The 19799-nt window shown below is 25.8% G+C and carries 17 protein-coding genes; 10 read left to right on the top strand and 7 right to left on the bottom strand.

Annotated elements, in window-relative coordinates; genetic code table 11:
* Nucleotides 1-44: 44 nt before the first annotated feature.
* Both AVENP_RS10575 and AVENP_RS10570 read left to right on the top strand, forming a co-directional pair.
* Nucleotides 45-1664 carry a sensor histidine kinase gene (locus tag AVENP_RS10575; RefSeq protein ID WP_128359457.1) on the top strand — a complete coding sequence of 540 codons (1620 nt, stop codon included), beginning with the start codon at nt 45-47 and terminating at the stop codon, nt 1662-1664.
* A gap of 1 nt (nt 1665) precedes the next feature.
* Entirely contained in the window at nt 1666-2784 is a 1119-nt protein-coding gene (locus tag AVENP_RS10570) for a hybrid sensor histidine kinase/response regulator (protein WP_128359458.1), read from the top strand.
* Here the strand turns inward: AVENP_RS10570 and AVENP_RS10565 are convergent.
* Genes AVENP_RS10565 through AVENP_RS10555 form a run of 3 tightly spaced genes read right to left on the bottom strand, consistent with a single transcriptional unit; the run spans nt 2781 to nt 8243 of the window.
* On the bottom strand, nt 2781-5903 hold the full coding sequence (locus AVENP_RS10565; protein WP_128359459.1) for an efflux RND transporter permease subunit: 3123 nt from the start codon (nt 5901-5903) through the stop codon (nt 2781-2783). The two genes, AVENP_RS10570 and AVENP_RS10565, sit on opposite strands and share 4 nt — an antisense overlap.
* A 1-nt stretch (nt 5904) precedes the next feature.
* On the bottom strand, nt 5905-7017 hold the full coding sequence (locus AVENP_RS10560) for an efflux RND transporter periplasmic adaptor subunit (RefSeq protein ID WP_128359460.1): 1113 nt from the start codon (nt 7015-7017) through the stop codon (nt 5905-5907).
* The gene (locus AVENP_RS10555) at nt 7014-8243 is read right to left on the bottom strand and encodes a TolC family protein (protein WP_128359461.1); all 1230 of its coding nucleotides are present in this window, start codon (nt 8241-8243) and stop codon (nt 7014-7016) included. The genes AVENP_RS10560 and AVENP_RS10555 overlap by 4 nt, the downstream gene beginning before the upstream one ends.
* A 104-nt stretch (nt 8244-8347) precedes the next feature.
* Here AVENP_RS10555 and AVENP_RS10550 point away from each other — a divergent pair, with 104 nt between their 5' ends.
* Nucleotides 8348-8824, top strand: a complete 477-nt coding sequence (locus tag AVENP_RS10550; RefSeq protein WP_128359462.1) for a MarR family winged helix-turn-helix transcriptional regulator — start codon at nt 8348-8350, stop codon at nt 8822-8824.
* On the opposite strand, the gene AVENP_RS10545 is transcribed toward AVENP_RS10550, so the two are convergent.
* A complete protein-coding gene (locus AVENP_RS10545) occupies nt 8821-9363 on the bottom strand; it encodes a hypothetical protein (protein WP_128359463.1) in 543 nt (180 codons plus the stop codon). The two genes, AVENP_RS10550 and AVENP_RS10545, sit on opposite strands and share 4 nt — an antisense overlap.
* Nucleotides 9364-9521: 158 nt before the next feature.
* Here AVENP_RS10545 and AVENP_RS10540 point away from each other — a divergent pair, with 158 nt between their 5' ends.
* Nucleotides 9522-11174: a GGDEF domain-containing protein gene (locus AVENP_RS10540; RefSeq protein WP_128359464.1), complete on the top strand. Its 1653-nt coding sequence runs from the start codon at nt 9522-9524 to the stop codon at nt 11172-11174.
* A gap of 13 nt (nt 11175-11187) precedes the next feature.
* Here the strand turns inward: AVENP_RS10540 and AVENP_RS10535 are convergent, their stop codons facing one another.
* The gene (locus AVENP_RS10535) at nt 11188-11853 is read right to left on the bottom strand and encodes a class I SAM-dependent methyltransferase (protein ID WP_128359465.1); all 666 of its coding nucleotides are present in this window, start codon (nt 11851-11853) and stop codon (nt 11188-11190) included.
* Nucleotides 11854-12110: 257 nt separating this feature from the next.
* Between AVENP_RS10535 and rhuM the strand changes: the two genes are divergently transcribed.
* From rhuM to AVENP_RS10520, 3 genes are all read left to right on the top strand, one after another.
* Complete coding sequence (gene rhuM / locus AVENP_RS10530; RefSeq protein WP_128359466.1) at nt 12111-12959, top strand: RhuM family protein; 849 nt, start codon at nt 12111-12113, stop codon at nt 12957-12959.
* A 282-nt stretch (nt 12960-13241) separates the two neighbouring features.
* Nucleotides 13242-14180, top strand: a complete 939-nt coding sequence (locus AVENP_RS10525) for a hypothetical protein (protein ID WP_128359467.1) — start codon at nt 13242-13244, stop codon at nt 14178-14180.
* Nucleotides 14181-14213: 33 nt separating this feature from the next.
* A complete protein-coding gene (locus AVENP_RS10520; RefSeq protein WP_128359468.1) occupies nt 14214-15293 on the top strand; it encodes a tetratricopeptide repeat protein in 1080 nt (359 codons plus the stop codon).
* Between the two features lie 102 nt (nt 15294-15395).
* On the opposite strand, the gene AVENP_RS10515 is transcribed toward AVENP_RS10520, so the two are convergent.
* Together AVENP_RS10515 and AVENP_RS10510 are read right to left on the bottom strand one after the other, a co-directional pair.
* Nucleotides 15396-16181, bottom strand: coding sequence for an exodeoxyribonuclease III (locus AVENP_RS10515; protein WP_172664290.1), 786 nt, complete (start codon nt 16179-16181; stop codon nt 15396-15398).
* Complete coding sequence (locus AVENP_RS10510; RefSeq protein ID WP_128359470.1) at nt 16181-16426, bottom strand: hypothetical protein; 246 nt, start codon at nt 16424-16426, stop codon at nt 16181-16183. Before AVENP_RS10510 ends, AVENP_RS10515 begins: the two co-directional genes overlap by 1 nt.
* A 94-nt stretch (nt 16427-16520) precedes the next feature.
* On the opposite strand from AVENP_RS10510, the gene AVENP_RS10505 reads away from it, so the two are divergent.
* The 3 genes from AVENP_RS10505 (at nt 16521) to eutC (ending at nt 19794) form a co-directional block, all read left to right on the top strand.
* Nucleotides 16521-17234 (top strand): sulfite exporter TauE/SafE family protein, encoded by a 714-nt coding sequence (locus AVENP_RS10505; RefSeq protein ID WP_128359471.1) that lies wholly within the window; start codon nt 16521-16523, stop codon nt 17232-17234.
* A 314-nt stretch (nt 17235-17548) separates the two neighbouring features.
* Entirely contained in the window at nt 17549-18952 is a 1404-nt protein-coding gene (locus AVENP_RS10500; RefSeq protein WP_128359472.1) for an ethanolamine ammonia-lyase subunit EutB, read from the top strand.
* Nucleotides 18952-19794 (top strand): ethanolamine ammonia-lyase subunit EutC, encoded by an 843-nt coding sequence (gene eutC, locus AVENP_RS10495; RefSeq protein WP_128359473.1) that lies wholly within the window; start codon nt 18952-18954, stop codon nt 19792-19794. The genes AVENP_RS10500 and eutC overlap by 1 nt, the downstream gene beginning before the upstream one ends.
* The last annotated feature ends 5 nt before the right edge of the window (nt 19795-19799 follow it).

Raw genomic sequence — 19799 nt, 5'->3', positions numbered from 1 at the left:
ATTTTTCAGATTAGAAAATTATTTTAATCTGAAAAGGTGAAAATATGTTTATGGAACATTTAGCTTTGACATATAAGTGTCATAGCTCCATAGGAAACAGTTTAGATTTAAATAGTATGATTAAAGAAGTGCTTAGTACATTTGTTGAAGAGACTAATGCTATAAATGGATTTTTTTATTTAATAGATGAAAATAATAAATTATATAAATACTTAGCATATGATAATAGTTTAGAATTAGATGAAGAAATATTAGAAGAACAAAAAAAAGATTTATCAAGTGTACGAATTTCTGATTTAAGTGATGAAAATATTCTTTTATTTTTACCTTTGCAAAAAGGTATATTTATCATTATATTTAAAGATAAAAGTGTAAATTTTGAATATATAATCTCAATGTTTCAAGATTTGATTGTGAAATTAAATATAAGTATTGATGCTTGTCTAAATGTACAAAAGATGAAAGCTAAAAATAAGATGTTGAATCATTTAGCAAATGAATTAAAAGAACAACAAAAACAGTTACTTGAATCAGATAAATATAAAAGTAATTTTCTAGCAAATATGTCCCATGAATTAAAAACTCCTTTAAATTCTATTCTTGTCATTTCTTCAATTATGGCAAAAAATAAAAATAAAAAACTTGACAACGAACAGATAAAAAATATGAAAATAATTAATAGCTGTGGAAATGATTTATTAATTCTTATTAATGATGTGTTAGATATATCAAAAATAGAAGCAGGGGAGTTAACTATAAGTTTATCAAAAATAAATTTATTTCAATTAGTTCAAGATTTAATTTTTGAGATGCAACCTTTAGCAAATGAAAAAGGTTTGATTTTGAATTATAAATCTTCATTAAAAGAGTTATTTCTATTATCAGATTCCCATAGAATTAAACAAATTATAAAAAATCTAATGAGTAATGCAATAAAATTTACTGAAAAAGGCACAATAGATATTATTTTAGAAGATAATGCAAACGATATTACAATAAAAGTAATTGATGAAGGTATTGGAATTGCTACAGAAAAATTAGCTTATGTTTTTGAAAGATTTAAACAAGCAGATGGAAGTACAACAAGAAAATATGGTGGAACAGGTCTTGGTTTGGCGATTTCTAAAGAATTAGCTACTTTATTAGGTGGAGATATAAAAGCTTTTAGTACATTAGGCAAAGGAAGTACCTTTGAATTAATTTTACCTATTAAAACAAATATCAAAAATATCTCAGATGATAAAGTTTCTATTTCTTCAAGAGATGAAGATGTTGTAATAGAAGATATTGTTTTATTTGATATGGAAGATTTTAATATAAAAGAAGAAAGTACAATAAAACCAGAAGTAAAAATATTGGTAATTAATACAGAACATACTTCTTTTTTTCCTATAGCTGTATCTTTACGAAAAGAAAATATTCTTTTATCTTATTGTAAATCAATAACAGAAGCTTATGAGATGTTAAGAGATAGTTATAATTTAGTAATAATTGATGAGGATAATTGCGATATAGATATATTTGAATTTATTGATTTTTGTAAAGAAAAACAGTTAAATAAAATCATTCTTAGTTCAAAAAGAATTGAAGATGAAGATTATTTAGATAAACAATTTTTAAAAGATGAATTGTTTAAAAAAATTATAAATTATTTAGGAAAATAAAGTGGACAAATTTAATATTTTATTAGTAGATGATGTATCAGAGAATATATATTCTTTAAAAATGATGATAGAAGATAGTTTTGATGTTAATATTTTTTCAGCATTAAGTGCCCAAGAAGGTATGGAAATTTTAATGAATGAAAATATAGATTTAATCTTAAGTGATGTTCAAATGCCTGAAATTGATGGATTTGAATTTGTTGAATATTTGAAAAATATTGAAAAAACTAAAGATATTCCAGTGATTTTTATAACAGGTATTTATGATAAAGATGAATACAAAACAAAAGGTTATAATTTAGGAGCAATAGAATATATCACAAAACCTATACATGATATTTTATTAAATTCTAAATTGAAGGTTTATATTGATATTTTTGAAAAGAGAAAATATAATGTTGAACAAATTGCGGCAAAAGATAGAGTTTTAATTCATCAATCAAAAATGGCAACAATGGGGGAAATGATTGGCGTTATTGCACATCAATTAAAACAACCATTAAATATTCTATCTTTATATTGTAATGATGTAAAAGATTCTTACATGATAGAAGAGATTGATGATAAGTTTATTAATGATTTTTCAAAAAACACAAAAGAACAGATTAAATTTTTAAGTGAAACAATAGATGGATTTAGAGATTTTTTTAATCCAAATAAACAAAAACGAGTTTTTGAAATAAAATATGCTTTAGATAAATCTATTAAACTTATGGGGAATCAATTTGAAGTTAATCATGTAAAATTAAATCTAGATGTTGATGATGAAAAAGTATATGGAATAGAAACAGAATTAGAACAAATATTTTTAAATATAATGAATAATGCGATAGATGTTTTTAATGAAAGAGATATTCAAAATAGAGAAATAAATATAAAGATTTTTTCAAAACAATCTTATACAATAATAATTATGGAAGATAATGCAGGTGGAGTTAAAGAACAAAATTTAGAAAAAATTTTTGATCCATATTACACAACTAAATCAACAGGAACTGGAACGGGGCTTTATATGGTAAAGCTTGTAATAAAAAATAGTTTTCAAGGGGATTTAAAGATTAATAATAGTGAAAAAGGTTTGCGATATATTATCGCTTTACCTCAAAAAGAAGAGATTTAAATCTCTTCTTTTATTTCTTCATTTTTCTCACGACTTAGTTTTGAAATTAAAATATAAAACATTGGAATAAATATAATTGCAATAAATGTCGCAGCTAACATTCCTCCAATAACTCCTGTTCCAATAGCATGTCTACTTGCTGCTCCTGCGCCATTACTAATAGCTAAGGGAACAGTTCCAAGTGTAAATGCCAATGAAGTCATGATAATTGGTCTAAGTCTTATTTTAGCAGCTTCAAGAGCAGCTTCCATTATTCCAAAACCTTCTTTTTGTTTTTGAAGAGCAAACTCTACAATTAAGATGGCATTTTTAGCTGCAAGTCCTGCTAGAACTAAAAGTCCAATTTGGAAATAAATATCATTTTCTAAACCTCTTAGCTGTGTTGCTAAAATTGCTCCAAACATTGCAAATGGAACGGCTAGAACAACTGAGATTGGTAATAACCATTTTCCATATAATGCTGCTAAAATTAAGAATAATAAAACTATACCAAAAATAAAGGCTACGCTTGAACTACTTGAAATCTGTTTTTCTTGATAAGCTGTTCCAACCCAACTGATTGTATAACCTGAAGGTAAAACTTCATTTGAAACTTCTTCTATAGCTTTTAATGCATCCCCTGAACTATATCCAAGAGCTGGTTGTCCTGATACTTTTGCAGCTTGGAAAAGATTAAATCTTTCTATTAAGTCAGCACCAACAGTTTTATTAATATTTACAAAAGAGCTAATAGGTAAAAGTTCCCCATTGTTTCCTTTTACAAAGATGAATTTTAAATCATCTGCGCTTTTTCGATATTCACCTTCTGCTTGTAAATTCACTTTATAAGTTCTTCCATATAAAGAAAAGTCGTTTACATAATAACTTCCAAAAGTAGCATTTATAGTATTGTAAATATCTTCAACACTTACACCTTTTGCTTTTGCTTTTGGAATATTTACATCAATCTTGTATTGAGGAATATTTGCAGAAAGTGAATTTCTAACACCCATTAATTCAGGTCTTTCTTTAGCTTTTGCAATAATTTGATTTACAATTTTTTCTAAATCTTGAACATTTCCGCCTGTTCTATCTTGAACATACATCTCAAATCCACCTGCAATACTCATTCCCATGATAGGTGGTGGTAAAACACCAAATGAGAATCCATCAGATGTACCTAAAATTTGTCCACTTAATCTTTTTAGTATAGCATCTGCATGTTGGTCTGAATTTGGTCTTTCATCCCAATGATTAAGTTTAATAATTGTTGATGCTGAATGAGTTCTTTGTGAAGAAGATGTTAAATCATATCCAGCAAGGGTAATAATATCTTTTACATTTGGATCTTTTTTAATAATAGTATTTAATTCATTTGTAAATTCATCAGTTCTTGAAACAGATGCTCCTCCTGGATTGAAACTAAATACAAAAATTGTTCCTTGATCTTCATCTGGAACAAGTCCTGTTCTCATATCTTTAAACATATCATAAGATATAAAAATCAATCCACCAAAAAGTAAAATTGAAATAAGAGAAAATTTAATAGTTTTTTTAACTAAATAAGTATAACTATCAGTCGCTTTATCAAAAAAGTTATTAAACCATACAAAAAAGAAAAATGTTGGTTTTTTATGATCATCTTTTAATAATGATGCACAAAGTGAGGGTGTTAATGTTAAAGCTACAAAACCTGATATAACAATAGAAATAACAATTGTAATAGCAAATTGTTTATACATTTCTCCTGATAAACCACCCATAAAAGCTACAGGAATAAATACAGATGAAAGAACTAAAACGATTGCAACAATTGCCCCCGAAACCTCTTTCATAGCTTTAAAGGCAGCTTCTCGTGGAGCCATTCCCTCACTCATGTGTCTTTCAACATTTTCAATAACAATAATAGCATCATCAACAACGATACCAATAGCCAAAACTAAACCAAATAGCGTTAGTAAGTTTATACTGAATCCAAAAGCATACATTCCTGCAAATGCCCCAATAATTGATACTGGAACTGCTAAAATAGGAATTAAAGTTGCTCTCCAATTTTGTAGAAATAAGAAAATGATTAAAATAACTAATACAATAGCTTCAGCAAATGTTTTAGCAACTTCTTTAATAGAGATTTCAACAAATTGTGTACTATCATAAGGAACACTATATTCTATACCATCGGGAAAACTCTTTTTTGCATCTTCTAAAGATCTTTTTACCGCACGTGCAGTTTCAAGGGCATTTGAACCACTTTGTAAAAAAATTCCGATAGGAATTGCTGGTGCATTATTTAATTTTGTAATCATGTCATAACTTGAACTACCTAGTTCTATAGTTGCCACATCTTTTAGAAGAAGTGAACTTCCATCTTCATTCGCTCTAATTACAATATTTCCAAATTGTTCTGGATTATTCATTCTCTCAGGAGTTTTAATAGTATAAGTAAACATTTGTTTATCTTTAATTGGTTCAGCACCAATTTTACCTGCTGAGTATTGATTATTTTGCTCTTTAATAACATTTATTATATCAGTTGTTGAAAGAGAATATTTAAAAAGTTTTGTAGGGTCAATCCAAACTTTTATAGCATAATCTTTCGCTCCAAAAATCATTGCATCACCAACACCATTTACTCTTTTTAAATCATCAACTATGTTCATTAACGCATAGTTAGATAAATAAGTTGTATCGTATGTATTTGATGGAGAGTTAAGCATAATAAATTGTAAAATACTTGGACTTCTTTCTCTTACATTTACCCCTTGTCTTTGTACTTGTTCTGGCAGTTTCGATAGAGCTACTTGAACTCTATTATTAACATCAATTTTTGCAGAATCTGCATCAGTTCCAACTTCAAAAAATACATTAATACTTACTCTTCCACTATCTTCAGAAACAGAGTTCATATAAAGCATGTTTTTTGCACCATTAATTTGTTCCTCAAGTGGAGCAGCAACAGTTTTTGCTAATGTATCAGCACTAGCTCCTGGATAAGTTGTACTTACAATAATTTGAGGAGGAATAACCCTTGGATATTGCTCAATTGGTAAATTTATCATAGAAGCTAAACCTGCTAGAATTATGATAATAGATACAACTGCTGCAAATACAGGTCTTTTAATAAAAAATGAAGAAATCATATTATTTCTCTTGATTTATTATTTGAATTTTTGTATCAGGTCTTAGTTTTGCCATATTACTGATAACGATTTGATCATTTTCATTTAATCCACTCTCTATTGCAATTCCTTCTTTTACTAAAATTCCAGTTGTTACAGGTCGTAATTTTGCAATTGAATCTTCGATTACGTATACAAAACTACCTTGAGAAGTTTTTAAAATTGCATTTTCAGGAATAATATAAACTTTTCCTAAATTAAGATTTTGAACTTCTACTTTTCCAAATTCTCCAATTAAAATACTATTATTTTCATTTTTGAATTTTGCTCTTAAAAAAAGAGTATCAGTATTAGAATCAATTTTTGGAGCGATGTAGTCAATTACTCCTTCTTCATAAGTTTTATTACTTGTAAGAAGATTTATTTTTACAGTTTTATTTTTAATTTGATCAATGTATCTTGTAACATCATCTTTAGTAAGTGAAAATTCTGCATAAACTGGGTTTGTATTTGTAATAGTTAGCAATAAAGAATCTGCATCATTTGAACCTACTAAATTTCCTACATCTGTTTTTCTAATTCCAACAATTCCATCAATTGGTGCGTATATTTTTGTATAGTCAAATTGAATTTGAGCATTTTCTAAAGATGCTTTTGCACTTTCAACTTGTGCTAATGCATTTTCATAAGAATATGTATATTCATCATATTGTTGAACACTGATTGATTTTGTTTTTATTAAAGAGTTAGATCTTTCATAGTCTTTTTTTGCTTTTTTAAAATTTGCTTCAGCTGTTTTTAGATTTGCTTTTGCAACATTTAAATTAGCTAAATATGTATTTTGTTCAATTTTGTATAATAAAGTTCCTTTTTTTACAAAATCACCTTCATTAAAATATTTTTCAACTAAGATACCTTTTACCCTAGCCATTACATCTACTTCTTCAGAACTTTTAATTATTGAAGGATAAGTTTTTGTTGTAGTTGATATTTTATTTTCAATTTTAAATGCTTGTACAGGAAGAGCAGGCATGGGTGCTTTTTCTTCTGCATATAATGTATTTAATCCTAATAAAATAAATGCAGTTGCAATTATTCTTTTTCCTGAAAACAGGATTTCATTTTGTTTTATCATTTTATGTTTTCCTCTAATTTTTTACCACTATAGTAAAGTATATTTGCTTTTTTAATTTCTAAATCATTTTGTGAAGTTCTTAATTGGCTAAGTGCTGTGAATTTTTCACTTAAGCTTTCTAAAAATGATACATTATCAATTAATCCATTTTGATATTTTGATTTTATAACATCATAGGCAGTTGTTGCAGCTTTTAAGTTTGCTTCAGAAGATTTGATTTTTAATTTTGAGATTTCATAAGCTTTTATTGCTAATTCTAAATCAATATTTGCTTTGTTTTTTTCATATTCATAATTTAGTTTTGAAGATAAATATTCTTTATATTTTGATTCATATTTATATTTTGTTTCACCAAACGAGAATATATTCCATTTTAAACTTGCACTTGCAATATTTTGATGGTCTAAAGAATTACTAAAAGCATCGTTATTATAATCTGAATCATAATATGTAAATGTATTATCAAGTGTAATTGTTGGTAAATAAGCACTTTTTTCACTTCTTGAATTTGCAAGTTTTGTATCTAAATCATATTCTAATGATTTTAAATCAAATCTTGAATCTGTTGGTGTATCATTTACTAATTCATTAATATGAGAACCAGCATCAATAGAAACTTTTTGACCTGTAATATATTCTAAGTTATGAAGTACTGTTATTATTTGAAGTTCTATCTCTTGTAATGAAACTTTTGAACTTTCTAATCTAGAAATAATTTTTTGAACTTCATCTTCTGTTGTTGTTCCAGCATCTAAAAATCTTGATAATCTTGATAATTCTGAGTCTAATTGTTCAATCTCTTTTAATTTTGCTTCTTTTTGTGAAATGTATGATAAATAATTATAATAGTAAGTTATTACATTTAATGCAATATCATTTTTTAAAGCTAATACGGATTCTTGATTACTTTTTATTTTAGATTCGTAACTATCATAAACATCTGATTTTTTCCCACCATCGTACAACTCATAGCTAATACTTGCATATGTTTTTGATGAATTTTTTGGAACGCTACTTGTTTCTTTATCTGTTATTGAGTGATTAGCTCCAACATCTAAACTAGGCATATAACCACTTTTAATACTTTCATATTCATCTTTAATTGAGTCCAAACTCTTTTGTGAAGAATCAACTTGTTTATTTTGAATAGACAAATTAACTAACTCTTCTAAATTTTGAGCTGACAAAAAAAGAGGAACTAAAAAAATAAAATATAATTTTTTCAAAAATAACTCCTTGTAATTTTCTGATTTTTGATTTTAGAATAAAAAAACTTAAATATATCTTTCTAGAAAGATATATTTAATATTAATTTGGTTAAAATTCTTACATGGATAAAAAATATATAGATAACTTTTACAATACAACAATTAAATTAAAAGAGTATGAAGTTTTTGCGTTAACATTGCCAATAACATTATTACATAAAGATATGTTTAATAAAAATGAGCATTTTTTTAAAACTAAATACGATTTGTTACATTCTGATATATCAGTTTTGGCTTCACTTTATTTTAATAAAAATGCACTTTCTCCAACAGAGCTATATGATGCAACACTATTTTCTTCAGGTGGAATGACAAAAGTTCTAAAAAAGCTTGAAGATAGAAATCTAATAGAACGAATACCCTCACCAAATGATAAAAGAAGTATACTTATTAGTTTGACAGCTGAGGGTGAAATTTTGATAAAAGAGTGTATGGAAGGTGTTGTTGAATCAAAAGAAAAATTGTTTAGTGTATTAACTCAAAAAGAAAAAAAAGATTTACAAAATATTTTAGCAAAAGTAATATATTCAATGATTTAAGAGTATTTTATTTTTGCTTTTGTAATTTTTTTTAAGATACTTAATTTATTTTTTAATGGTAGCCATTTTATTAATATTGTTGCCAAAGCTTCCCACAATGAAACCCAACCTGCTACCATTGCGCCTTCTGAAATGAGTTTATAAATAAAAAATTTATTCTCACCAAGATTAAAAGAGATTGATACAAAAACAAAACCAATAATAAGAAGAATAAAAGAGTTTTTTAATTGTTTTTTCATATCTTTTTGTTTTAAAAATTGTAAATATTCAAAATACTCTTTTATGCTTTTTTTCAGTTTTTCATCTGAAGATAAATCACTTTTTTCATCAAAAGAAAATTCTATAATAAAAGGATGATTTCCTATTTCTTCAACACTTTCAATAAGATAATTTTCTAAATCTTCTTTTAAATCTTTTTTTATAAATGTTGATTTTTTATCATAATTTTCATATAAATCTTCAATTTTTGAAGAGTATATTTTTATTATTATTTCATCATCTTGATTTTTGTCGTATCTTTGAATAATACTATTTTTCATTGTTAATATTTTCCTTTTTAGATTATTTTTTTATGTATATAAAATCAAAGTATTACATTGGAAACTTTTTAGTAACATTAAATCAAAATTTTATCAAGTATTACGAGAAATTGTGCTTTAATATGGAATATTTAATAAATTTATACGAAGAATATTTAATGAAAACAATAACAATTTTATTATTTTTTATCATTTCTTTATTAGCTAATGAATCAAAAGAGATTGATTTATCAAAAGCAAACTGGGAATACAGATATGGTGATTCACCTTTTGAAAATAGTATTCCATTATGGACTATTGAAAAAGAGAATCAAAATTTATGGGAAAAAATTGAATTCCCACGTAATCCTCCTAATAGAAATAATCAAACAAATGTTTGGTTTAGAGTTAAGCTGCCAGATGTTTTGCCCAATGATTCTTATTTATATATTGTGAGTACAGATTTAATTAATCAAGTTTATTATGAAGGTAAAGAAATTTATCATTTTGGAGAATTTGATAAAGATGGGAAAGGTGAATTTAAAGGTTGGCCTTTTCATCTTATTTCTTTAGCAAATGATAGTGCAGGTAAATATTTATATTTTAGAATTTATTCAAATTATACTGATATTGGATTTTGGGGTGAAATATTAATATCTTCAAAAATTGATATATTTGAAAAGTTATTAAAAAATGATTTACCAAATATTATTGTTGGCTCAATCTCAATATTTGTGTCAATACTATTTTTATTGACTTTTTTATCTAAAATTAAAAGATTAGAATTATTGATTTTAGGTTTATTATTTTTAACCCAAGGTCTTAATGTATTTTTCTCCTCAAAAATTATAGAAATTTATTTTTATTTCCCCTTATTTAAACAGTATATATTGGCAATTGCTTATTTCTTTTTTCCTTTAGGAATGGCATTTTTTATGGATAAATCAATAAATTATGAAGTACCTTTTAATTTAATAAAAAGAGTTTGGCAAGTTCATTTTATATATTTATTTTGTGCTATTTTAGGAACAATATTAGGTTTATTTAATCTTCCTTCAACATATGAATATTTTGATATTTTTTATAATTTTATAACTCTGCCAATTTTAACAATATTTATGATTTATTTTTTTATTATTGGAGATAAAGAGACGAAAATAATTACTTTTAGTTTTTTTATAATTTCGATTTATTGGCTTTATTCTACTTTGATAGCAGCTGGTCTTGTACCTTGGGAAGAGTATCCAAGTGATGTTGCTGTTTTTATTTGTTTATTACTTTTATCCCATTCAATGGTGCTAAAATTAACTTATACTAAGGAGTTAGAAGAGGCAAAAGAAGAGTTAACAATACTTTCTTCAACTGATTATTTAACAAAATTGAATAATAGAAAAGAGATTGACTCATTATTAAAATTAAATGAAGAAATATATATAAATTGCAAAGATGACTTTTCAGTAATTTTATTAGATGTTGATGATTTTAAAATGGTAAATGATACTTTCGGGCATTTAGTTGGTGATGATGTTCTTATTAATATTTCAAATATATTATCTAAATTCACAAGAAAAACAGATAGTGTTGGAAGATGGGGAGGAGAAGAATTTATAATTATTTGCCCTAAAACAAATTTAGAAGAGGCATCAAAATTAGCTGAGAATTTAAGAGATAAAATATCTAAATATATATTTGATAAAGTAGGTAATAAAACAGCAAGTTTTGGAGTAGTTTCTTATAAAGAAGATGATACTTTAACTGAACTTCTTTCAAGAGTTGATGATGCCATGTATCTTGCAAAGTCTAAAGGTAAAAATAGAGTAGAAACTATGTAGTTTTAAAAATAAATTATTTTTGATAAACTGCAAAAAAATGTGGAACGCTAGGAATTTGCTCATCATCATAGGCTAAAAAACTAATTTGTGTTAGTTTATCAATACTAACAAATTCATCCATTTCAGATTTTGAAAGAGGGAAGGGTATTTCATTCTCTTTTTCACCTTCATTTCTACTTCTGCATGAAACTAAGATATAACCATCTTTTGCAAGGAGTGAACTCATAGCAACTCTTGCTTTTTTTCTATAACCATCTGGTAAAACTTGAATTGTATTACATTCATAAACTACATCAAACTTTTCAAACCACTCTTTAGGATAATCAAATAAATCAGCAACCACATAGTTAACTTTTGTATCTTTATATCTATTAATACAAAGCTCAATGGCACTAGGAGATATATCAAAAGCAGTAACATCAAAACCAAACTCACTTAAAGCCTGAGCATCATCACCAACTCCACAACCAATAACACAAGCAGTTTTATTTGTTTTTTTGATAGGATTTTCTTTTAGCCAATTCACTAAATAAGGACTTGGTTCTAAATCAGCCCAAAAAACTTTTGTAAAATCACCTTGCGCATTTTTATAAATAGAGTCAAACCAACTCGTCGGGTCATTGTTTTCTTGATAAGTTTTTACCATTTTTTTGTATGCTATGAAGTCGAAGTTTTCCATTTTTAACCTTTTGTAGTTGGCTCTTGAATAATTTGTTTTAATAAATCTAATTCTTTTTTAGACAAATCATCTTTTCTACGTTCATATTAATTCTATCCTATTTTAAATACTAAGTCGATGATATACTATTTATGTGATTTTATTATAATAACTAAAAAATGATTTTAGCTTTAAAATATTACAGTTTGATATGTTTTTTTAACAAAATAAATTTTTATGTTATTGTTTTGTATGTATAAAAATTAGGAGTATTAAACATGGATACAATATCAAATATAGTAGTCTATGAAAATGGTGAGATAGAGTTAAAAATATCTGCTGATAAGGATACTATTTGGGCTAGTATCAATGATATTGCAAAAGTTTTTGATATAGATAGAAGTGTTGTATCAAAACATATTAAAAATATTTTTAAAGATAATGAATTAGATGAAAAAGTGGTATGTGCAAATTTTGCACATACCACAAAACATGGATCTCTATCAGATAAAACACAAACAAGAGATATTAAATATTATAATTTAGATATTGTTTTAGCAGTAGGTTATAGAACAAGTTCTAATAAAGCTATCCATTTTAGACAATGGGCAACTTCTGTACTTAAAGATTATATTCAAAATGGTTATGCTATTAATACTCATAAAATTACAGAGCAAAGATTAAGTATTCTTGAAAATGATATGCAGATTATCAAATCACATATCAGAAATAATACATTAGAAATGAAACATGGAATATTTTTCAACGGACAAATATTTGATGCTTATGTGCTTTTATCAGATTTAATAAAAAGTGCAAAAAGTTCAATTATTTTGATTGATAACTATGTAGATGAATCTATATTGAATTTATTTTCAAAAAATCAAAATGTAAAATTTACTATTTATACTCAAAATATATCTAAACAATTAAAACTTGATATTGAAAAATATAATAAACAATATGGCAATCTTGAAGTAAAAATCACTAAAAACTTTCATGATAGGTTTTTGATTTGTGATGAAACCGTATATCATTTTGGAGCTAGTTTCAAAGATTTGGGCAACAAAATATTTGCAGTAAATAAGATGAATATATCTATAACTAATTTGCTAAAAGGTATATAAAATACTCAAACTGAAAGAAAAGCAAGAAGTAAAAAGAATAGAACTTTGTATTTTTAAATAATTTTTTTGAAAAAATGTTGGTATTACATATATTGGCTATAACTAATCTTTTATTTTTAGAAGAAGACTTCAGAATTATAATCTTTATTAAAAAATAATCAAATGAATGTAATGAAAATTGAGTTTAAAATACTAATTAAATATAGTTTTTATAAAGATTGTAAAATTCATATAAAATAGTATTTATATATAATTCTAAAAATTTATAAAAAAAGGACTTAAATGCTAGAAAAACTATATAAAAATTCAATTGATAATATACCTTTTGAAGTTAGAAGAGAAAATTTGGTTGATATTTTAGATAATTTTAAAAATATTTTAGAAAAAGAAAAATTGAATAATTTAAATATTTCTGTAGATATTGATGAAATGCAAACAAAAGTAAAAAAATACAATGCTTATGCAAAAATATTAAAAGATGATTTATACGAAATTGTGTTTTGTCCTCATTTACTTACATTAATAGATGGATTAAGTATAGAACTAACAAGTAAATATAAAGAATATTTTTCAGAAATAAATAAAAGCATCTTTTATGATAAAAATAAAAGAGATATACTTCAAAAAAATATTTATCAATATCTTACTAATCATATTTTTTATCATGAACTTTTTCATATTTTAAGAGGACATTTAAAATATGTACAAAACATTAAATCATTAAATATAATTTTAGAATTTGAAGAAAATCATGAAAAAATTGTTGATAATTTATATCTTGAAATAGATGCAGATAAATACGCTTCTATTGCTAGTTTATTAGGAAGCTTTGAAATTTTTGAAAATATTAGAAAATTAGGATTTAATATTAATGAAGTTTTCTACATTATATTTGTATCTATGAATGAATTATTATATATATTTCATTTATTAAACAAAGAACCAAAGACAAGACAAAGTCATCCTATATTATTTGATAGAACAGTACTCTTTAATCATTATTTTATGGAAGCATTAAATGAACCTAAAATAAAGAATGTTTTAGAAAAAAATAATGTTGATTATGCTCAAATTGATAGGTTAAATGTACTTAGTTTTGCATTACTTACAAAAAAATATCAGATTGAAAAATTATTTAATCAAAATGATATTTTGAATCTTGAAAAAGAGTATTCAAATTTTCTTAGAAATACAAAGTTAGATTGTTATGTGTATAATTAACAGAAAAAATTTAAATTAAAAAAAGAGTTAAATATGTATAAATTAATTTTAATATTTATTATAGGAATAAATATATATGCGAATGAAAATGAAATTATGAGTGATAAATTTAATGTTTTAGAAGAAAAGATTAATAAAATTGAGCAAAAAAATGTTTTATTAGAAAATGAAAATATAAAATTGACAGAAAAAGTAAATGCTTTAGATACTCATAATAAATACATTGAAAACACATATATGACTATAATTGAAAGTAATCAAAACAATTTGGATAATTTTCTATGGATATTGGCTTCAATTATAGCTGTTTTAGGGCTATTTGGATTTTCTGCAATTAGTAAATATATTAACACTAAATTAAACAAAATAATTAATAAAAAACAAAATGAGTTAGATATATTAATAGAAAATGTAAAAGATTTGGAAAAAGGTTTAAAATTTGAATATTTACAAAAATTAGCAGAATTTTCTCAGCATAATAAAAAAACTGGTGAAATTACTCAAGCTGAAAAAGATTGGCTTATTTATTATGTAGAACTTTTACCTCAAAATGAAGATGAACGAACTTTTGAAGATTGGAAAATTCTTGCATTTAAATATTATTATGCTGATAATGATTTTGAAAATTCTACAAAGAGTATCGAAAAATCAATTAAACTTAATCCTAAATTTGACTTTGAAGACAATAAATTATTGATGTATTCTTATGTGGCTATGGAGCAATACGAGAAAGCTATAAAACAATGTTTAGAGATTCTTGAAGAAAATGATATTGATGAAATTTGGTATGAATTAGGAAATAATTATATGTATATAAATGAACCTATAAAAGCTATTGAAGCATATTTAAGTGTTAAAGAAGAAACAAAACAATTAGCAAAAAATTTTAATATTGCTAAAGCATATAGTTTAATTGGCAATTATCATAAAACTATTGAATATTTAAATCAATGTAAAGATAAGGAAACGAATTTAGATGTACTTTATGGATTTGTAGAATCTTATGAAAATTTAGAAAATAAAGAAGAAGCAATAAATTATACAAAAAAAGCACTAGAAATAGAACCTGAAAATATTGAATTTCAGGAGATTCTATATTCTTTAAATAAGTAGTTTTATTTTTGTTTTAAATTCTTTTAAAATGAATAAAAGTAAATTTACAGAAAGTTCATTTGATATTTGAAAAAATATTTTGAGAATTTAATTCTCAAAATATTAAAACTCCATCTCCAAAGCAATAGGACAATGGTCACTACCAAAAATATCATTCATAATATAAGCATCTTTAACATAATCTTTTAAATCTTCACTCACATAAAAGTAGTCAATTCTCCAGCCAACATTATTCTCTCTGGCATTTGCTCTGTAACTCCACCAGCTATAAAGGTCAGTTTTATCGCCAACTATATGTCTTAAAGTATCGACATAACCAAAAGATAGGAATTTATCTATCCACTCTCTCTCCATTGGTAAAAATCCTGAAGTTTGTTCATTTGCTTTTGGTCGAGCAAGGTCGATTTCTTTGTGAGCTGTGTTTACATCTCCACAAATCATGATTGATTTTCCTTGTTTTTTTAAGCTCTCACAGTGGTCTAAAAATCTATCATAAAACTCCATTTTATAAACAAGTCTTTCTTCTTTACTTTGTCCATTTGGAAAATATACATTAAAAAATGCTATATCTTTATCTCCTAAAGTAAAATGAACTTCGTTTATTCTTCCTTCATCCAAAATATCTACAGTAGGGCAGTTGCATTCAAAAGTTGTTTCAATATCTGTAAAAAGTGCAGTTCCGCTTCTTCCTTTTATGGCTGAGGCACTTGCTGTCATTGTTTTAAACTCTTTATTAAAAATCGTTTTTGGGATTTGTTCTTTCATTGATTTTGTTTCTTGAAGTCCTAAAAGATGAACATCATGTTCATCTATCCATTTTAAAGCTTCTTTTTTATCAACGGCTCTCACACCGTTTACATTCCATGAGATAAATTTATATCTTGCCATTATTTAGTAATTTCCTTTTTTTCTTCTTTTTTCTTTTCTAATTTTTTTTCTTCATTTTCAATTAATGCTTTAGGAGCAATTGGAGCTATTGGTTTTTGAATATTCATATTTCCGAAACTTGAGCCACCAAGAGAATCACTTTTCCCTCCATGCATATCAATTTTTCCTGAGTTTTGATCCGTATAATTGTAGTTTGCAAATAAAAAATTTGTTAAAAATAAAGTAACTATTAGTAATCTTTTCATTGTTTCTTCCTTTTAAAAGAAAATATTATAACCCCTTTTTTGATAAATAAGCCTTAATAAGGTATTTTTAGCTTATTTGTTTCAAGGATTATTTATGAATGAATTGATTTTAGGAGTTCTTACTTTTTTTACTTCTGCAGTTGCTGGAATAGTGGGAATTGGAGGAGGTATGATGTTAATAGTGATTTTGCCTTCATTTTTACCTTTAAATGCTTTAATACCTGTTCATGGATTAACTCAAATATCGAGTAATATCAGTCGAGCAATATTTGGATATAAAGATGTTCAATTAGAAGTAATTCCTAAATTCTTATTAGGTTCTGTAATTGGAATTGGAATGTTTGCTGCTGTTTTAAGTCTAATTTCCCTTGAATATGTTCCTTTATTTATTGGAGTATATATTTTACTTTCTTTATGGTCTGAAAAGTTTAATGAAAAAATTAAAAGATATGAAAATTATTTTCTAGCAGGTTTCTTTCAAACAGGCCTTTCAATGGTTGTTGGAGCAACTGGGCCACTTACTATGACACTTTTATTAAAAGATTATAAAGATAAAGACAAAGTAGTAGCAACTGGTGCTGCGCTTATGAGTATCACACATATTTTAAAGGTGTTTGTATTTATGTATTTTGGTTTTGTATTTTTTGATTACATTGGAGTAATCGTTGCTATGATTATTGGTGCGGTTGCTGGAAGTTGGGCTGGAACAAAACTAAGAGATAAAATTGATGGTAAAAAATTTATTATCATTTTAAAAGTGCTACTTACTGCTTTAGCTATTCAAGTAATAGTAAAAGTTTTCATATAAAATTTTAATTTGAAGGAATTTCAATAAAACTGAAATTCCTTTATTTTGAATATCTTCATTAAATTAGTTTCATTTAACCATAATCTATTAATTTACTATTTTATAAACAATTAAATTATATAAAAAATTTTTCTTCATTATGACTAAAATATATACATTATATTTAGACATTTCTGCAAATTAAAGAATAAAATTTCAACTTATTTTGTAATTATCATGTAATTATTATAAATTAATGCAAGATATAAAAGCTATATTAGGGCTATAAATTAATAATACTATTTTAGTATATATTAATAAAGGAATAAAAGTAAATGAAAAATTCTTATAAATTTATGCTTGGAAATCGAATATATAATTTTAAAAATCTAGCCGATTTAATGGCAAAAGCAACACCAAAACGTTCAGGAGATTTATTAGCAGGAGTTTCTGCCCTATCTTCACAAGAAAGAGTTGTAGCTCAAATGCGTTTGGCAGAAGTTCATCTTAAAACTTTTTTAAATGAGATGTTAATACCTTATGAAGATGATGAAATCACAAGATTAATAATTGATGACCATGATGCTGAGGCTTTTAAATTAATTTCACATTTAACAGTTGGAGATTTTAGGAACTGGTTATTAAGTGATACTACAACAATTGAGATGATTAAACAAGCAAGACCTGCAATTACACCTGAAATGGCAGCAGCTGTTAGTAAAATCATGAGAAATCAAGATTTAATAATGGTTGCAAAAAAATGTCCAGTTGTTACATCTTTTAGAAATACTATTGGTTTACCAAATCAACTCTCAACAAGACTTCAACCAAATCACCCAACAGATGATGTTATGGGAATAGCTGCAAGTATTTTAGATGGATTATTATATGGGAATGGTGATGCGGTTATTGGCATAAATCCAGCAACTGATAATGTGGAACAAACAATAAAACTTTTAAAACTTATGGATGATGTAATCCAAAAATATGAAATTCCAACACAATCATGTGTTTTAACCCACGTTACAAATACTATTGAAGCTATTGAAAAAGGTGCTCCTGTTGATTTAGTATTTCAATCAATTGGAGGAACTGAAGCTACAAATTCAAGTTTTGGAGTAAATCTTAAAATCTTAAAAGAAGCCCATGAAGCTGGACTTTCATTAAATCGTGGAACTGTTGGAAATAATGTGATGTATTTTGAAACAGGACAAGGAAGTTCACTTTCAGCGAATGCAAACTTTGGATTAGACCAACAAACTTGTGAGGCAAGAGCTTATGCGGTTGCTAAAAAATTCGATCCACTTTTAGTAAATACAGTTGTTGGATTTATTGGGCCTGAATATTTGTTTGATGGAAAAGAGATTACAAGAGCAGGATTGGAAGACCATTTTTGTGGAAAATTATTAGGACTTCCAATGGGTTGTGATATTTGTTATACAAATCATGCGGATGCGGATCAAAATGATATGGATAATTTATTGACTCTACTTGGAGTTGCTGGATGTAATTTTATTATGGGAATTCCTGGAAGTGATGACATTATGCTTAATTATCAAACTACATCTTTTCATGATGCTTTATATGCAAGACGAGTTTTAAATCTAAAACCAGCTCCTGAGTTTTGCGCTTGGCTTGAAAAAATGGAGATATTTAAAAATATGGATAAATTTATTTTAAATGAAAAAATGCCACAAACTTTTTTTAAATCTTTATCAAATGTAATAGGAAATAGATAATGAAAAATTTAGAAAATATAGATTTAAACTCAAATATTATTGAAAATCCTTGGGCTTTATTAAGAGACTATACAGATGCTAGGATTGGTTTAGGAAGAAGTGGTGTTAGTATTCCAACTTCTCACTCTTTAGAGTTTCAATTAGCTCATGCACAAGCACAAGATGCTGTTCATTTACCCCTTGATGTTGAGCATATAGTTGAACAAATAAATAATAATAACTTAAATCCAGAAACATATCTTCCTATTTTATTACATTCACAAGCTGTTAATAGAACAACATATTTACAACGACCTGATTTGGGGCGTAAGTTAAATGGTGATTCAACTGAGACATTAAAAAAAATAAATCTAAATAAAGATGAACCTTTTGATTTATCAATTGTAATTGTTGATGGTTTGTCATCACTTGCAATAAAAGAGAATGCAGTTAATTTTATAGAAAGATTATTAAGTGCATTAACAAATGATACTCAAAAATGGAAAATAGCACCTTTTACAATTATTCAACAAGGTCGAGTTGCCATTGGTGATGAAGTAGGGGAATTATTAAAAGCAAAAATTTCACTTGTATTAATAGGTGAACGACCAGGCCTTAGTTCGCCTGATAGTTTAGGTTTATATTTAACATGGAATCCAAAAGCTGGATTAACAGATGCTAGTAGAAATTGTATATCAAATGTAAGAAGTGAGGGATTATCTTATGAGGAGGCTGTAAAAAAAACAATGTATTTATTAAAAGAATCACGAAGATTAGAACTATCAGGTGTAAATCTAAAAGATAGAACAACAAATGATGTAATTGAAAATAATATTAATGAAGAAAATTTTTTAATCAAATAAAGGAA

Source organism: Arcobacter venerupis (assembly GCF_013201665.1).
Taxonomy (GTDB): Bacteria; Campylobacterota; Campylobacteria; order Campylobacterales; family Arcobacteraceae; genus Aliarcobacter; species Aliarcobacter venerupis.
This window is presented reverse-complemented; position numbering and strand designations above follow the sequence as displayed.

Coding starts and splice junctions, on each gene's coding strand:
- AVENP_RS10575 (WP_128359457.1), top strand. CDS start 45: ATGTTTATGGAACATTTAGCTTTGACATATAAGTGTCATAGCTCCATA.
- AVENP_RS10565 (WP_128359459.1), bottom strand. CDS start 5,903: ATGATTTCTTCATTTTTTATTAAAAGACCTGTATTTGCAGCAGTTGTA.
- AVENP_RS10560 (WP_128359460.1), bottom strand. CDS start 7,017: ATGATAAAACAAAATGAAATCCTGTTTTCAGGAAAAAGAATAATTGCA.
- AVENP_RS10550 (WP_128359462.1), top strand. CDS start 8,348: ATGGATAAAAAATATATAGATAACTTTTACAATACAACAATTAAATTA.
- AVENP_RS10545 (WP_128359463.1), bottom strand. CDS start 9,363: ATGAAAAATAGTATTATTCAAAGATACGACAAAAATCAAGATGATGAA.
- AVENP_RS10540 (WP_128359464.1), top strand. CDS start 9,522: ATGAAAACAATAACAATTTTATTATTTTTTATCATTTCTTTATTAGCT.
- AVENP_RS10535 (WP_128359465.1), bottom strand. CDS start 11,853: ATGGAAAACTTCGACTTCATAGCATACAAAAAAATGGTAAAAACTTAT.
- rhuM (WP_128359466.1), top strand. CDS start 12,111: ATGGATACAATATCAAATATAGTAGTCTATGAAAATGGTGAGATAGAG.
- AVENP_RS10525 (WP_128359467.1), top strand. CDS start 13,242: ATGCTAGAAAAACTATATAAAAATTCAATTGATAATATACCTTTTGAA.
- AVENP_RS10520 (WP_128359468.1), top strand. CDS start 14,214: ATGTATAAATTAATTTTAATATTTATTATAGGAATAAATATATATGCG.
- AVENP_RS10515 (WP_172664290.1), bottom strand. CDS start 16,181: ATGGCAAGATATAAATTTATCTCATGGAATGTAAACGGTGTGAGAGCC.
- AVENP_RS10510 (WP_128359470.1), bottom strand. CDS start 16,426: ATGAAAAGATTACTAATAGTTACTTTATTTTTAACAAATTTTTTATTT.
- AVENP_RS10505 (WP_128359471.1), top strand. CDS start 16,521: ATGAATGAATTGATTTTAGGAGTTCTTACTTTTTTTACTTCTGCAGTT.
- AVENP_RS10500 (WP_128359472.1), top strand. CDS start 17,549: ATGAAAAATTCTTATAAATTTATGCTTGGAAATCGAATATATAATTTT.
- eutC (WP_128359473.1), top strand. CDS start 18,952: ATGAAAAATTTAGAAAATATAGATTTAAACTCAAATATTATTGAAAAT.